This is a genomic window from Paenibacillus sp. J31R34 (assembly GCF_059383715.1).
The window spans coordinates 103,474-120,575 of record NZ_JBXENU010000012.1; the positions used below are offsets into that span (position 1 = coordinate 103,474).

Annotated in this window: 4 protein-coding genes; all 4 read left to right on the forward strand. The window is 47.4% G+C overall.

Annotation, left to right across the window (positions count from 1 at the left end):
• Positions 1-50: 50 nt before the first annotated feature.
• The 4 genes from AC50YG_RS27170 (at position 51) to AC50YG_RS27185 (ending at position 17,017) form a co-directional block, all read left to right on the forward strand.
• Positions 51-1,811: a sulfatase gene (locus tag AC50YG_RS27170; RefSeq protein ID WP_494831501.1), complete on the forward strand. Its 1,761-nt coding sequence runs from the start codon at positions 51-53 to the stop codon at positions 1,809-1,811.
• Positions 1,812-1,897: 86 nt separating this feature from the next.
• Positions 1,898-2,887 carry a formylglycine-generating enzyme family protein gene (locus tag AC50YG_RS27175; RefSeq protein WP_494831557.1) on the forward strand — a complete coding sequence of 330 codons (990 nt, stop codon included), beginning with the start codon at positions 1,898-1,900 and terminating at the stop codon, positions 2,885-2,887.
• Positions 2,888-3,293: 406 nt separating this feature from the next.
• Positions 3,294-3,722 (forward strand): hypothetical protein, encoded by a 429-nt coding sequence (locus AC50YG_RS27180; RefSeq protein WP_494831503.1) that lies wholly within the window; start codon positions 3,294-3,296, stop codon positions 3,720-3,722.
• A gap of 1,907 nt (positions 3,723-5,629) precedes the next feature.
• Complete coding sequence (locus AC50YG_RS27185) at positions 5,630-17,017, forward strand: non-ribosomal peptide synthetase (protein ID WP_494831505.1); 11,388 nt, start codon at positions 5,630-5,632, stop codon at positions 17,015-17,017.
• Positions 17,018-17,102 lie beyond the last annotated feature (85 nt).

Genomic DNA, 17,102 nt, shown 5'->3' on the forward strand with positions numbered 1-17,102 from the left:
AGAGCACGCTGAGATTATGGATCCGTTTAACGAAAGGGTGGTTGACAGAAATGCGAGTGGTCATGCTTATGTTCGATTCGTTGAATAAGCGGATGCTTCCGAATTACGGATGCGATTGGATCAAGGCTCCAAACTTTGAGAGGCTCTCGGAAAAAACGGTTACGTTCGATAAGTGCTACGCCGGCAGTTTGCCTTGCATGCCCGCACGCAGAGAGCTGCATACGGGTCGATACAATTTTTTACACCGAAGCTGGGGACCCTTGGAACCGTATGATGTTTCGGCGATTGAATTGTTGAAAAAAAACAAGGTATACACGCATCTTACGACGGATCATAACCATTATTTCGAAGATGGCGGAGCCACCTACCATACAAAATATAACTCATGGGAGTTTGCAAGAGGACAAGAAGGCGATGCGTGGAAAGGGCAGGTGGAAGCGCCGCCTATTCCGGAAACGTTAAGCAACCCGAAGCCGGGCAATCTATGGCAACAAGACTGGGTAAACCGTCAATTTTTGAAGGAAGAGGACGACATGCCTCTCGCAGTTACGGTAATGAGAGGAATCGAATTCATCGAGAGAAATCACAAGCAGGATCGATGGTTCTTGCAGATTGAAGCTTTCGATCCTCATGAGCCTTTTTTCACCCAACAAAAATATAAGGACTTGTATCCGCATATGTACGACGGGAAGCATTACGATTGGCCGGATTATGCGAAAGTGACACAAAAGCCGGAAGAAATCCAACATATGATCTTTGAATATGCGGCATTAGTAAGTATGTGCGATGCTTATTTAGGAAAAGTGTTGGATGCGTTCGATCGTTATGATCTGTGGAAGGATACGATGCTGATTGTCAATACCGATCATGGTTTCCTGCTGGGTGAACATCAATGGTGGGGCAAAAATATCCAGTCTTTTTACAATGAGATTGTAAATATTCCCTTCTTTTTGTGGGACCCGAGATGCGGGGGCAAAAATAAACGTAATGACGCTTTGGTTCAGACGATTGACTTGGCGCCTACGCTGCTTCATTTCTTCGATATTCCGGTACCGGATTCCATGCAAGGTCAATCGCTGCATGCCGTGATCGAAAGCGACGCCTGCATCAGGGATGGAGCATTGTTCGGTATGCACGGCGGTCATATCAACTGTACGGATGGACGATATGTCTACATGCGGGGACCAAAGGACGTGAATAACGGCCCCTTGTACGAGTATACCTTGATGCCAACACATATGAATAGGATGTTTGATGTCCAAGAATTGAAAGGGATGGAATTAGTGGGGCCATTACCTTTTAGCAATGGGTGTCCAGTCTTGAAAATTAAGGGTAATACCTTCGTCAATCCTTATCTGTACGGTAATTTATTGTTTGATCTTGAGAAAGACCCCCAGCAGGAAAACGCGATCGACGATCCGGAAGCGGAGCTCAGAATGATCCGGTTTTTGGCAAAGCTGATGCTGGAGCATAATGCTACAAGTGAACAGTTCGAGCGTATCGGCATTCCTGTGGATGGAATTGCAAGTATTGCCGATTTGGAGCAAGGCAAAGCACTCAGACAGCAGCGATTAAAGGTGAGTTTGGAGCAAGGCGAGGAGTGGACAGGTAAATCAGCAGAAATATTCTTCACTCTGCAATGCCTTGCGCCAGCTCCGATTCGAGCCATATTAAACGATAAGCTGGACGAAATGATACGCAACAAAGCGGCGAATGAAGTACGCGAAGAGGATGTCTTTCAACTCGTGAACGAACTGTTCGGCGGTCGCGCTCCCATGTTGATAGGATTTTTAAGAATGTTTGCTATGTAAGTAAAGGATGGAAAAGTCTTGCTTGCAGAGGGCTGTGCGTGGATAGCCGACAACTCAGGGCTTACTGCAATGCCGTCTACGGCAGGATGCACAATTCGACATTGGGGGTTAGGCAGTTGGACAAACAACCATTCTGCTGCACAGCAGCCAGGGAAGCATCGCAAGCAAGGGACGAAAAGTTGCAAATGCAGGTGAATAAGACGAAAGAGGTAGTAAAGCCTTCTTGGGAAGAAATGATAACGATTCCAAAGGGGACATTCACGATGGGAACGGATTCCCGAGACGGTTTTCCTGCGGACGGAGAAGGGCCGACACGTCAGGTAACGGTCGATGAATTCAAAATAATGCCGTACGCGGTTACAAACGCGGATTTTCAGATTTTCGTCGATGCCACGGGGTATGTGACAGAAGCGGAGCGTTTTGGCTGGTCGTACGTTTTTCATTTACTGGCATCACAAGAAACCAAAGAACGTGTGATTGATGTGCCGCATGCTGTCCCTTGGTGGTTGGTAGTCGAGGGCGCATATTGGGCAGCACCTGAGGGTCCCGACTCCAGCATTGTTGACCGATTCGATCACCCGGTCGTTCATGTATCCTGGAACGATGCTGATGCTTATTGCCGCTGGGCGGGTGGGCGATTGCCGACTGAAGCGGAGTGGGAGTATGCGGCGCGCGGTGGATTGGAGCGAAAAACATATCCATGGGGCGACTTACTGAAGAAGGACAACGAGCATCAATGCAATATTTGGCAAGGGGAATTTCCGACCAAGAATAATGCAAGCGATGGCTATGTGGGTACTGCTCCCGTACACGCCTATTATCCGAACGGATATGGACTTTATAACATGTCCGGTAATGTGTGGGAGTGGTGCGAGGATTGGTTTAGTCCTGCATACCACCGGCAAACCTCTGAGTTGAATCCGAAATTTACTCAACCGACGGGCAAACATTCGATTCGAGGGGGTTCGTACCTTTGCCACCGTTCTTATTGCAACCGCTACCGGGTAGCAGCCCGAAGCTCGAATACACCAGATAGCTCGACAGGCAATTGCGGATTTCGTGTCGTTCGTCAGTGAATAAAAGGACACCACATCTATACGTATCCGACACCTGATGTCCATGACAACGGGGCATGCGGTAGATACGACGCCCTATATGGTGCAACTGGATCATTGGGCGAAAGCCCTTTTTGAAACGGAGATCATCCATGAGCCAGGCACGTTTTTCTTATACGACACTGGAGCTAAGTACATGTTGTCCGCGATTATTCATAAGGTTTAGGGGCAGCATCTATTGGACTATCTTCAACAGCGTCTGTTTGAGCCGCTTGGATTGATTGGAATTACTACGGAGAACTGCCCACTCGGCACTCATATCGGAGGCTTCGGCATAAACGTTAAGACTGAGAATATCGCTAAATTTGGGGTATTGTACTTACAGAACGGTCGGTGGAACGGGTGAAAAATATTATCTGCTCAATAGTTGAAAGAAGCTTCAACTGCACATATTTCAAATGGAACGGACCTAAACAGCGATTGGGCTCAAGAGTATGGCTTTCAGTTTTGGTGCTGCCAGCAAGGCGCTTATCGTGGAGTCGGTGTGTTTGGGCAATTTTGTATTGTCATGGCCGAGCAGAACGCTATCATAGTGATGACAGGCGACTTGATGGAGATGCAGTACGTTTTGGATGCTATGTGGCAGCATTTAATATCTGGCATGGATAAGGCTGCTTACAAGAATCGGGAACGACAGGTGGAATTGGAGAAGAAGCTTGCTACACTTGACTATCCGGTTCCCGTAGGTAAAGCAGAGTCGCTTTCGCTGACGAAGCAGATATATTCGAATATAAATACCAGAGTGGCGCACTGCGTATTCGCATCGGCAAACAGGAGTGGGTGGACAATCAGGTAGAAATTTCCGGATCGTTCCTAAAAGCGAATGTAACAGGCTCATTGCAAAAAGAAATAAGTTTGCTAGCGTTCTGCGATTCGTTGAAACTCCTTTTATTGATACATGGATATGCCATTTCGTCAACAAAAGCGTTAATATTAGCGTCGAACGAAATATATGGGTCATTCCGGGATTGACAACTGTTGGAGTGCTTCCCGAGTTAACGGGATATCGCTATGCAGATCGGAAACGGGCTTGGACTCGGGGAACAGTCTCCGGAATAACTGCAGGATCACATTACTACTACAACCCCGAGTCCCCGGCATAGTAAAAAAGAACCGCCTTAACTCCGAGCATTTTGGGAGTTGGGCGGTTCGTTGTTATGCGAGAGATATTTTGTTGTTTCTGGGATTGCGGTTGTTTTTTGCATCGCATGGTTGGGAACGAGTAAATATGCTGGATTCTCCCTTTGGAAGATGCCCGGAATTGTGCTGGTGACCATTCTGAGTATGGCAGCGGGGAGAAGCGACGCCAACGACATGATCGGTGATATGTGATGAAATCTGATTGGAAGACATCATCAACGGAGCGTCAATTTGGGAGCCATCTTACTGGAAAGTAAACTTGCCAAGGTTATTGGCGCTAAGTGACTTATTCTCATAACCTCATGAAGCTTTGCCTTCAGCACATAAGTAGAGTCCATGACGATTGTCTTTGAGTCAAAACAGCTGAAGAAAAAATAGTCGATCAACACCATGTGTAGAAAACGGCTTCCCGACTTTTATACTTTAGAGACCAAGCAGAAAGAGTATAACAGCTCAAACTGAATGCTGGTTAACTTACAATCTGTTAACTACTCAGATTCTAGTTTATTTTCTTGTGTACAATATAGCACCTGAGAAGCTGACAGACAAGTTAGCATAAGAACAACGACCCCGTAAAAAACAAGAGTTCTACTACCAATAACACTCACACAAAAAATCCTCGACTAGGCAATAATTTCTACGGGGTCTCTCAAACTATCAATATTGACAAGGTAAGGAAATGCGATAAAAATAGGAGGGGACAATATTTTGTTAATAATTGTAAATAAAAATTAAATAAAAATAATTTAAAAGGGTCAGTTAATAATCTACTAATAGGTTAATAAAGTATATGATGTAATTATGATACTTTATTTACTAATAGTTTTTTTTGATTTAAATAGTAATTACAATTAATTTTTAATATAAAAAAGTTTAAATATAATTTAAAAAGGTCATTTTCAACTATTTAAGTTTAGTAAAAATATGTATAAATATATTATTCGACATAATTCTACTTTTTTAGCTATATACAGCAATGTTATGAAAGGGTTATAATTGAAAAATTATTGGTAATATAGACCTGGTAATTACAACCTATCTCGAGAGGTTCTTTACATTAGGCTGTTGCAAAAGACATCTGAATCAAGCGAAGTTTCAAAAATGTGCTGAATCATTCGTAGTATTGTAATGGAAATTAATGAATGGCCACGTGCTACTGCAAGTATGACTCATGTAACAGTATTAATTCGGTGGCCTCCTAATAGAAATGACTATTCATCTATACTCAATGATGAGTGTTCTTATGCTGTTAACTAAAGTGCTTATATGGTTATTTATACGGATATTCAATTGGCATCATGTTCTTTTGATTGAGTGATTTAAACACGTAAATTATAAACTTCTCCAAGGAAAGTGGTGTTTACTTTGGCTAGGACCGAAAAAAATACTGCAAATGCAAGGTTAGACGAGAAAGTCTTGGAACAGCATATTAAGAAAGCAATTGAGCTTGGTATTAATAATGTTAAGGTTTTTCAAGAGAGTGTAATCCCTGAAACGTATTATCATTTTTCTGATTTATTTCCTGTATCCGAGATAAGTCACACTGTAAATAAGCAGAAGGAAATGGATCATTCAACGGTGATCAAGCAGGAACAGAGTGACAATATTAAAAAATCCTATGTGTCCACTAAGTCTTTGTCGGTAAGTCCAGATGCTCCGAAATCCCTGCAGAAAATTTTGGAAAATATTCCGAAAGGTAGTTCAAGCCGTACGTTGACCTTTTTTAATCAGGAAGGAAAAGAGGAAACTTGGACATACGAAGAGATGCTTTTGGAAGCGGAGAGTATTTTTGCTGGGCTAAAGGCAAACGGAATAGCAGGCGGCGATTATGTCATTTTTCAGTTCGCAAGCAATCGTTCTTTTATTGCTACTTTGTGGGCATGCATAATCGGGGGTTTTTTGCCCGCTCCGCTCGGGGCAGCTCGTGATTATATAAGCTGGAACAATGATGTTGAAAAGCTCAAAAATATTTGGAACCTACTCGATCAAGCAATAATAGTTACGGACTTGGAACTGCTGCCTTCACTTTCAAAATTATCTGAACTGTGGAATGTGGAAGAAATAAAGGTGTTGGATATACAAACACTGTTAACCTATGAGGCTGACCATAATTGGAATGAGAGCAAGGAAGACGATCTTGTTCTGAATATTTTCACTTCCGGCAGCACAGGCGTTCCGAAATGTGTGCAACATACGAATAAAAGCGTACTAAGCATGATTCATTCTTCATCGACGGTATTGGGCATTACGAGTGAGGATATATTTTTGAATTGGATGCCCTTGGATCATGTGGGAGGCCTTATCCTCTCGCATCTGCAAAGCACTTATTACTACTGCAGTCAAGTTCATCCTCAAATCGAGCAATTTATCTCCCGACCGCTTAACTGGTTGGATTGGATGGATCGTTATCAGGTGTCCGTCACGTGGGGACCAAACTTTGCCTTCGCTCTTATTAACAGCTTAGAAGAGGAGCTTCAAGCGGGGTCTTGGAATTTACAGTCGGTACGCCATATCATTAACGGTGCGGAATCAATTGTTCCCCAGACGACTCAAAAGTATTTAAACCTACTTGAACCGCATGCTTTGCGAGAAAGCGCTATTACGGCTGCTTTCGGAATGTCCGAATTTTGCTCAGTCATTACCTATTCCAAAAGCATTATACGCGGGGACTTACATAGCGGCATCAATACGATGACGCAAGAATCATTGACAGGCGCGCTGGAATTTGTCGATCCGGATAGTCCGGATGCGGCATCAATGACTGAATTAGGAGCTCCCCTGCCAGGTGTCTCACTGCGCATTGTTGGCCGCGACAACGAGCTATTGCCTGAATGTATGATCGGCCGATTCCAGGTGAAAACGGATCAACTCATGAAAGGCTATTACAGAAACCAAGCAGCGAACGATGAAGTCATGCTTGATGACGGTTGGTTCGATACCGGTGATTTGGCATTTCTCAAGGAAGGGATATTGACGATCACAGGACGCGATAAAGATGTAATTATTGTGAACGGAAAAAACTATCATAATTATGAAATCGAATCTTGCGTCGAGAGTGTAAATGGGGTAAGCGTGACCTATGCAGCCGCATGCGGAATAAGAGACGACGCTAATTCAGTGGAGAGACTGGTGATCTTTTTTGTTCCGGCGGATGACCAATTCGAGTATGTTCTAACCGTAATCAATAAAATACAAGAAGAGATTGTTCACAAGATTGGAATTATGCCGGAAGTCATCATTCCTGTCGCTAAACAATTGTTTCCGAAAACCAATTCAGGAAAGATTCAGCGTAATGAGCTTAGCAACAAGTATAAGGCGGGACATTATAGCGGCATTATCCAAAAGATCGAAAAGGCTACAGGTCATGCCAATGTCATTCCGCATTGGTTCTTTCAACCGGAATGGAAGCAGCAGAAATTGCAAGAGCACTCCAGCGATGTGGCGAGCATTTCCCGTTGTTATGTGCTGTTTGCAGACGAGCATGGACTATATAAGAAGATCGCCGATAATGTCATTCTGGTTGAAGCGGGCGTTTCATTCGAGCAAGTCGATGCCAATCGTTATAAGCTGAACCCAGCTAAACCGGAAGATTATAAGGAATTGCTGCAAGCGCTTGCTCTTCGTCAAGCCAATATCACTGATATTGTGCATATGTGGAATTATTCTGAACCCGCATCGGCAGCGCATACGTTAGCAACGCTACGAGATTCGCAAGTCCAGGGTAGCCATAGCCTGTTGCTGCTAATCAAGGGATTGTCGGAGCTGATGCTGTCATCGGTTACTGTGACGGTCGTTACGACAAATGCGCTTCTCGTTAATGAGGACGATCGGATCGCTTACGACAAATCAACTATGATCGGGTTGGTAAAGACGGTAAAGCACGAGTATTCAAATATGCGCTGCCGCTTGGTGGATTTTGATTCGGTCTTGCCTGAGCTTCACGGCGCAGTAGTTATGCGGGAGATCGGGTGTGTCGAGGCGCCAGCTCTCGTTGCTTATCGGAAGGGCAAGCGGCATATCGAAAGCTTGCGACAGCTGATCCCGGAGCATGTACACGAGCCGAAAATTCCGTTTGAACATGGGGGGATGTATGTCATCACCGGGCTGGGAGGCATTGCGAAGCTTGTCGCTTCCCACTTGCTGAATGTTTACCAAGCCAAGCTTGTCATCGTTGGGCGTACTTCGCTTGAAGAGCTTTCTGCAAACAAGAAAGAAATATGGTCACGGCTAATTGAACAATCTGTCCGCTCCGGGGGACAGATTGAATACCGTTATGCCCAGATTGAGAATGAGGATGAGATGAGCCGCATAGTCAGGGGACTTGAGGTGAAGTGGGAAACCCAGCTTCGAGGAATTATCCATCTGGCAGGCATTATTAGGGAACAATTGCTAGCAGACATGACCGTCGACAGCTTGGAAGAGCATTACACGGCTAAGCTGTACGGAACCTATGCGCTTCATCATATTGCATTGGAAAGAGCGGACTGTCTTTTCGTTGCAGCCTCCTCCGCGCGTACAATGACTTCGGGTATGACGGTTGGCGGCTATTGCTCGGCGAACAGCTTTGTTGAGGCATTCGTCCAGCATCAGCGGCAATGTGGTATCCAGGCGGTATGCTTGTCTTGGAGCTTTTGGGATGAAGTCGGGATGAGCCAAGGCTTAATTGCCAAGGAAGCTATGCTTGCAAAAGGGTATTCTGTGATTTCTGCAAAGCGCGGATTGGAATCGTTATTGACTGGAGTATCGGTTCGGCAGCCCATGCTATACGTGGGGTTGGACATCACTCATCACGATATTCGAGCGCGTACGGTTAATCCGCCGCCGTTGCAGCGAAATATACATGTCTTGCTGCAGACCAAGGATGGCAGAGGCGTATTTCCTACCAGGCTGTCAGAAGCTATTGCCGATTATCTCCAGGATATAGGCCAGAGCGGCGATTTTCGATTAGTAGTAGACGAGGTTCGGACGTGGCCAGAGCTTCCGGGAGGAGAGAGCGATACAGAAGCTTTATGGGCTCATTTGGCATCCAGATTAACGAGGTATCGATTCGTCGCTCCTCAGACCGAACTAGAGCATGAATTGGCGGGCATGTGGAAGGAGCTTCTTCATGCCGGCCGTGTTGGGCTAACCGACAGCTTTTTTGCTCTTGGAGGACATTCTTTGATCGCTACCCAGCTCGTGTCTAGACTGCGGGAGCGGTTCGGCGTGCCTATCAGCCTGCAGGATTTATTCGTCAACCCGACGATTAGCCAATTAGCCGAATGCATACAAGGAATGCAGGAGCAGTCCGTTATGCCGACTATTCGAGCAAGACCACGGCCTGCCCGCATTCCGATGTCCAATGCTCAGAAGCGGCAATGGTTTATTTACCAATGGGAGCCGGGCAACGTGTATTACCTTAACACGTTTTCATTGCGTATAACCGGCAGGCTAGACGTGGAGATGCTGCGACAAAGTATTCAAAGCGTCGTGGATCGACATGAAACGTTGCGTACTTCTTTCAGCGAGCTGGACGGAGAACTCGTCCAGATTGTGCACCCGTCATGCCGGCTAGACATTCCGCTCTTCGATATACGGCATGAGCCGGATATTGAAGCGGAGGCTCGGAGACGGAGCAAGCTAGAAGCAACGAGCCCGATCGATTTGGCTCAAGATCCGTTGATCCGGGCGCAATTGCTAAGAACTAGCGAATTTGGGCATCAGCTGCTCATTACCATTCATCATATCGTATCGGACGGCTGGTCGATTGGCGTATTTCTGCGAGAGCTGAATGAGCTGTATACCGCCCTGTCTCAGGGCACAGCACCTAATTTGGCACCGCTGTCCATTCAATATGTAGACTTTAGCCTGTGGCAAGAAGAGTGGCTTGACAGCCGCGAATGCCATGATCAGCTATCGTACTGGAAGCGGCAGCTTGACGGTGCGCCGCAAATGATGGAATTGCCAACGGATTTCGCAAGGCCGATTAATCAAACCTTCCATGGCAGACGCAAATATTGGACGCTTAACAAACCATTGTCCGACAGCATTCGAATGTTGACCCATAAGCATGAAGCGACGTTGTTCATGACATTAATTAGCGCATTTTCGACTCTGCTCTATCGGTATTCGGGTCAGAATGACCTCGTCATTGGGACGGCAATCGCGAACCGTAACCGGGTTGAGGTCGAGCAAGTTATCGGAATGTTTGTGAATACGTTGGCGCTGCGGTTTTCTTTTTCGAATAACCTTACATTCGGCGACCATCTGCAGCAGGTCAAGCAAATGATGCTGGATGCGTACGAGCATCAGGATATTCCATTCGAGTTGCTGCTTAACGAGCTTAAGGTGGATCGGGACCCAAGCACCCCGCCACTTGTTCAGGTTATGTTCATCGTACAAAATGAAAACTTGCACATTACAGGTCTCCATGACCTTGATATCGCGTTTCAAATCGAAGAGAATGATTCGTCGTACTTTGATATTATCGTCCACGTATTTGAACAACAGAACGGCGAACTAACTATACAGTTGGATTACAATGAGGATCTTTATCGGGATTCGACGATTGAGGCCATGTTAAAGCATTACGAGGCATTGTTGGAGCGTATGACAGGTAATGATAGACAGAGGCTGAATGCACTGCCGCTTCTTAGCGAAAAGGAGCTCGTTCAGTTGGAGTCGTTCCATGAATCCGCTACAGTTCGACCATACAAGGCATCTTCGCTTCATGAATGGTTTGAGCAGCAGGTGTTGAGATCGCCGGACCGGTACGCCTGTTCCGATGAAACGGAGCGTCTGTCCTATAAGGAGCTTAACGAGAGGGCCAACCAGTTGGCGCGCTCCTTGCGCAGCATGGGAGTGTCGCGCAATCGTCTGGTCATACTGCTTCATGAACGTTCGGTATCTATGCTTGTAGGAATGCTCGGCATATTAAAAGCAGGGGGCGCGTTCCTTCCGATTGATCCTGAACTTCCGCCTGAGCGTGTCGCATACCTGATTGAGGACAGCGGAGCGGAGTTTATGGTAACCCGCAAAGAGCTCGGGCTGTCTCGCTCCTTCACAGGCAACATGCTGCTGCTGGACGATGCAAGCGTGTATGAGGGAAGTTCGGATAATCTCGAGGTTGATAGCGGGAAGAATGATTTACTATATGTAATCTACACGTCCGGCACGACAGGGAAACCAAAGGGCGTTCAATTGGAGCATCGGACGCTGTTGAATCTGCTTGCCTACCAGCAGGCGCACACAGATCTTGTATTCGATCGAGTGCTTCAGTTTACAACGCTTAGCTTCGATGTGTGCTATCAGGAAATCTTCTCTACCTTATTAAGCGGTGGAGAATTGTACATGATAGACGACGAACGGAAGCGCGATGTGCAGCAACTGGCTGCATTCGTGAATAGACATCGCATTCAGACGATGTTTCTTCCTACGTCATTCTTGAAGCTTCTGGCTTCGGACCCGGCGTATTTTGAACCGCTTGCCGGACAGGTGAGGCAAATCGTGACAGCTGGGGAGCAGCTTGTTCTATCGAATACAATGCGCGAGATGCTTCGCCAATACCAGATTAAGCTATACAACCATTACGGACCTTCAGAAACGCATGTCGTTACGATTCATGAGGTTAATGCGGAACAAAGCAAGGAATTGCCTCCAATCGGCAAGCCGATATCCGATACCGAGATTTTAATATTGAATGATGCTGGTCTCTATCAACCGATTGGGGTTATCGGTGAAATGTATATCGCCGGCATTAGTCTGGCCCGCGGGTATCACAATCGGCCGGAGCTGACCGACGAGAAGTTTATTGCACACCCCTATCGAAGGAATCAGCTTATGTACAGGACGGGGGATTTGGCACGTTGGCTGTCTGACGGATCAATCGAGTATGTCGGCCGACGTGATCACCAGGTGAAAATTCGGGGACACCGCGTGGAGCTAGGCGAAATCGAAGCGCAATTACGAGAGTATGGTGCCGTTAAAGACGCGGTCGTCCTTGTGCGCGGCGAAGGGGAACATAAGTATCTGAGCGCTTACGTCGTCTTTGCTGGCGAGGCAAATGCCGCAGAGCTGCGCACGCAGCTCGCTAATGTTCTGCCCGATTATATGCTCCCGTCCAGGTTTATACCGCTTAATGCAATTCCTTTAACGGCCAATGGCAAAGTAAACAGAACTGCACTGACCGAACAGGAAGGCTTCGTGACGCTGGAGACGGAACATATCTCCCCGCGTAACGAAACAGAAGCAAGGCTCATTGAAATTTGGCAGGAGCTGCTAGGCATCGAAACGATTGGTATCAGCTCCAACTTCTTTGCGTTGGGTGGTCACTCGCTTAATGCGACTCTCTTGCTGACCCGCGTGCGGAAAGCGTTTGGGGTTGAATATGCCCTGCGCGAGTTTTTCGCCGGACCGACAATCAAGGAACAGGCCGAGAGAATTCGCCAAGCGGGAGGAAAAGGGCAGGCTTTAATACCGCAAATCGCTGCCAGCGATTATTATGAAGCATCTTCAGCCCAGAAGAGGCTGTATGCGATTACCCAATACGAGGGTGCTTCGACCAGCTACAACATGCCGTCCTTGTTCAAGATAGAAGGAGCGCTTAATGAGGACCGTTTGAGAAATGCGGTGCAGCGAATTGTTGATCGGCACGAAGTATTGCGCACCACATTCGTCATCCAAGATGGCGAATTAAAGCAGTGTATCCATCAGAACGCGGTCATTACAATCGAGAAGGAGCTTATTGAGAAGGAACAAGTTTCATCCTATGTAAGGGCACTCATACGTCCCTTTGATCTAAGCGAGGCTCCGCTGCTTAGGGTCGGACTGCTCGAGTGTGAAGACCGTACGCAGCTGTTATGGATTGACCGTCATCATATGGTGTTCGATGGGTTGTCCATGAATGTGTTTATGCAGGAACTGATTGACAATTACGACGAAGGCGCTGCACCCGACGCACTGCCGGTGCAATATAAGGATTTTGTAGCGTGGACCAACGGTCGAATGCAGGAATCGTTAGCGAAGGACGAGTCATATTGGAGCGAGCGTTTATCCGGTGAGCTGCCAGTTTTACAACTTCCTGTTGATTATCCCCGCCCGTTGACGAGATCGTTCGAGGGGGCGCGGCAGCCTTTCTCCGTTCATGGCGAACTAACCGGTATTTTGCGGAAATTGGCGGAACGGGAAGGGGCAACGCTGTATATGGTGCTATTGGCCGCCTTCAACATACTGCTTGCCAAGTACTCAGGACAAGAAGATGTGATCGTTGGTTCTCCAATTGCGGATCGCCCGCATACGGATCTTGAGCAATTAATCGGAATGTTCGTAAATACGCTGCCGATGCGCAATGCACCTTCGGCGGACAAGTCGTTCGTTTCTTTCTTGGCGGAGGTCAAGCACCATACGCTCGCGGCATTCGAGCATCAGAATTCACCCTTGGAAAGCCTGGTGAGCAATCTCGCGATTGAAAGGGATGTGAGCAGAAATCCGCTCTTTGATGCGATGCTTGTCTTTCAGAATTTGGCATCGTCGAAGTGGGCGTCGAAAGACGCGGCCTTTGCCGCATATCCGCTCGATTTCAGCGCGGCAAAGTTTGATCTGACGTTTGACGTGATGGAACAAGCGGAAGAATTGTACTTTGAAATTGAATATTCAATCCGATTGTTCGCGCCTGAGACGATTGAACGAATGGGGCGGCATTATATTCAACTGCTCGAATCCTTGGCAAATAGGCCAGATTGTCTCATCGGCGAGCTGGATATGGTCACGGAAAAGGAAAAGCAGCAGCTATTAACGGACTTTTGCGGCGTTCCGAATAAGTATTCGGTTAAAACCTTGCACGAGTTGTTTGTTGAGCGCGCTATGGCGTATCCGGACCGTGTAGCGATTGAGTTCGGAACGTGCTGTATGACGTATGGGGAGCTTGATGCCAAATCCAGTGCGCTCGCTCACAAGCTGCGTGAAAGCGGCATTGGATCCGATCAGATTGTGGCTATTATGGTAGAGCGGTCTTTTGAGATGATCATCTTTATTATTGCTGTCTTGAAAACGGGGGCTGCCTATCTCCCTGTTGATCCAGGGTTCCCAGCCGAACGCATCAGCTTCATATTGTCCGACAGTGGCGCGAGAATGCTGCTCGTTAAGGATAGACCGGCGATGGGCATATCTGCTCAGGTTCCGGTACTGGCCGTTCATGAATCTGAATTGACGGCAGTATACAGCGATTCGTTCGCAGCCCACCCTTCGTCCCAAGCTGCGGCTGCTTATGTGATGTATACATCGGGATCGACTGGAAATCCGAAGGGGGTAATCGTGAGGCATTCCGGCGTAGTTAATTTGCTCACGTATTTGGAGCAATGCTATCCGCTGCAGGAGTCCGATGCTTTTCTTTTGAAAACGACTTATACCTTCGATGTGTCCGTCACGGAAATATTCGGCTTTTTCTTCGGCCATGGGCGGCTGGTTATATTGGAGCAAGGGGCGGAGAAGGACCCGCAGCGGATTATGGAGGTTGTTAAGCGCTGTCGGATCACGCATATTAATTTCGTGCCTTCGATGCTCAGCATTTTTCCGTTTGAATCCGAACAGATACGGATGATGGAAACGTTGGACTATGTGTTCGTTGCCGGAGAAGCAATGCCGATGGATCTGGTTCGCCGGTTCTGTGGTGCGCTACCGGGCGTTTCACTGGAGAACTTGTACGGGCCTACAGAGGCGACTATTTACGCAACGGGATGTTCGCTTGACGCTACATGCCAGCATCACGTTTCCATCGGCAGGCCTGTAGCCAATACACAGACTTATATCATAAGCCCTTCTGGACAGCTTCAGCCGATCGGACTGCCTGGAGAATTGTGCATCGGTGGCGACGGTGTAGCGATAGGTTATTTGAATTACCCAGAGCTGACCGCTCGGAAGTTCGTGGCGAATCCATACACGAACGATGGGCTGCTATACTCTACCGGAGATCTTGCGCGCTGGTCGGCAGACGGCACGATCGAGTATCTGGGCCGAATGGATCATCAGGTCAAGATCAGAGGATATCGCATCGAGCTTGATGAGATTCGTCAACGGTTGATCGAGCTGGAGACGGTCGAAGATGCGGTTGTTGTAGCTCGTTCCACTGATAATGGGCAGTCTTATCTATGCGCGTATTATATTGCGAAGCAGCAGTGGACGGTGAAAGAGCTTCGGAGGAGATTGCTGGAATATCTTCCGGACTACATGGTTCCTGCTTTCTTTATATCAATGGAGCAGTTTCCTCAAACGAGCAGCGGCAAGATCGATCGCAAGCAGCTGCCCGACCCGGATGGCAGCTTGGATACAGGGGAGGATTATGTCGAGCCCCGCAGCGAACTCGAAAGGCTTCTGTGTGATTACTGGGAGGAAATTCTTGTATTGGACAATGTCGGTGTGCTGGATGATTTCTTCGCTCTCGGTGGGGATTCAATTAAAGCGATTCAAATCGCTTCCAAATTTAATGGAAACGAACGGGGGTGGCGACTAGGTGTCGGTGACGTGCTCACGCACCGCACGATAGAGCGAATCGCGTATCACGTCAAGACGAACCAAGAGCATGTTGGATATGAACAGGGGCTAATCGACGGCGATAAACAGCTGACGCCGATCGAGCACTGGTTCTTTGCAAGAAAACTGACTGAACCCCATCACTTTAATCAATCGATCATGCTGGAGTGGAGCAAGGAGTTTAATATCGTACGGCTGGAAGAGGCGTTCAAGCAGTTAATCGCTCATCATGACGGGCTGCGTCTCAATGCGGATTTACGCGCCCGCTCGCTCTTCTTCAATAACAATCATCTCCATGTACCGTTTAAGATTGCTTATTATGACTTATCCGGACAAGGAGATTCTGCACAGCTTGCCGTCGAAGAGGCTACGCAGGTGATCAAATCAAGCTTTCACATAGAACGGGATTTGTTGATCAAAGTTGCCGCATTCGATATGGGCCAGTCTGAGAGACGGTTGCTGATTACGGCGCATCATTTGCTGACCGACGGCATTACATGGCGTATTTTGCTTGAGGACTTGGCTTACGTTTATGGAGAGCTGGAGATGGGCAGGAAGCCGTCCCTGCCGGACAAGACAGCCTCCCTGCTCGATTGGCAGGCTTATGTAGAGGGAGTATCCGTAGCCGGCACTCATCGCGAGGAAAGGGCTTATTGGGAGGAAGCGCTGCTTCACTCGTTCAGTCTTCCTCTGGATGCGGAGACGGATGAATGGATAATTGCGAAGCAGCAGACGATACGGGGGGCATTGGATCCTGCCCGTACGCGCCTTCTTCGCGGCGAGTCCAACCGTGCTTTTAATACAGAAATTACCGACTTGCTTCTGACGGCGCTCGCATGCGCAGTTCATCAATGGACGGTAGCCACCGACCTCGTTGTTATGCTGGAAAATCACGGTCGTTATACGGAAGCTTTGGATGTCTCCCGGACGACGGGATGGTTTACGACAATGTATCCGATGCGATTGCAGTTGATAGGCGAAACGTTGAGCGAAAGGATAAAAGGAATTAAACAGCAGACGCGAATGCTGCCGCATGACGGAATTGGCTTTGGTATTTTGCAATATTTGGATAAGGCGCTCCCCGAAGACAACGGGAATTTGACGGAGCTTCGTTTCAACTACTTAGGGCAGTTTGACCAGGAATTCAACAATGGGCTTTTCGGCTTTACCAATATGAGTGCAGTCGGGGAAATCGGAGCAGGGAATCCAATGTCGGCCAAGGTTGATGTGAACTGCATGATCGTAGAGGGCATCTTCTCTTATGAAATTGCTTACCATGGTACAGCAATGAGGGAAGAGACGGTGCTTGTCTTCGCGGAATCATTCATGAATCATTTGGAACAAATCATTGAATATACGATGTCTCAGGAAGAAGTAGAGTTTACTCCGTCTGACTTTGAACAAGCCGATCTTGATCAGAACGCGCTTGACTTGTTATTTCAATAGACGGCCGGCTGCTAAAGGAGCTTCTCCTTTAGCAGCTTGCTAGCTCTAAAATTCTATATACGGAAAGATGAGATCCAACAGTTGA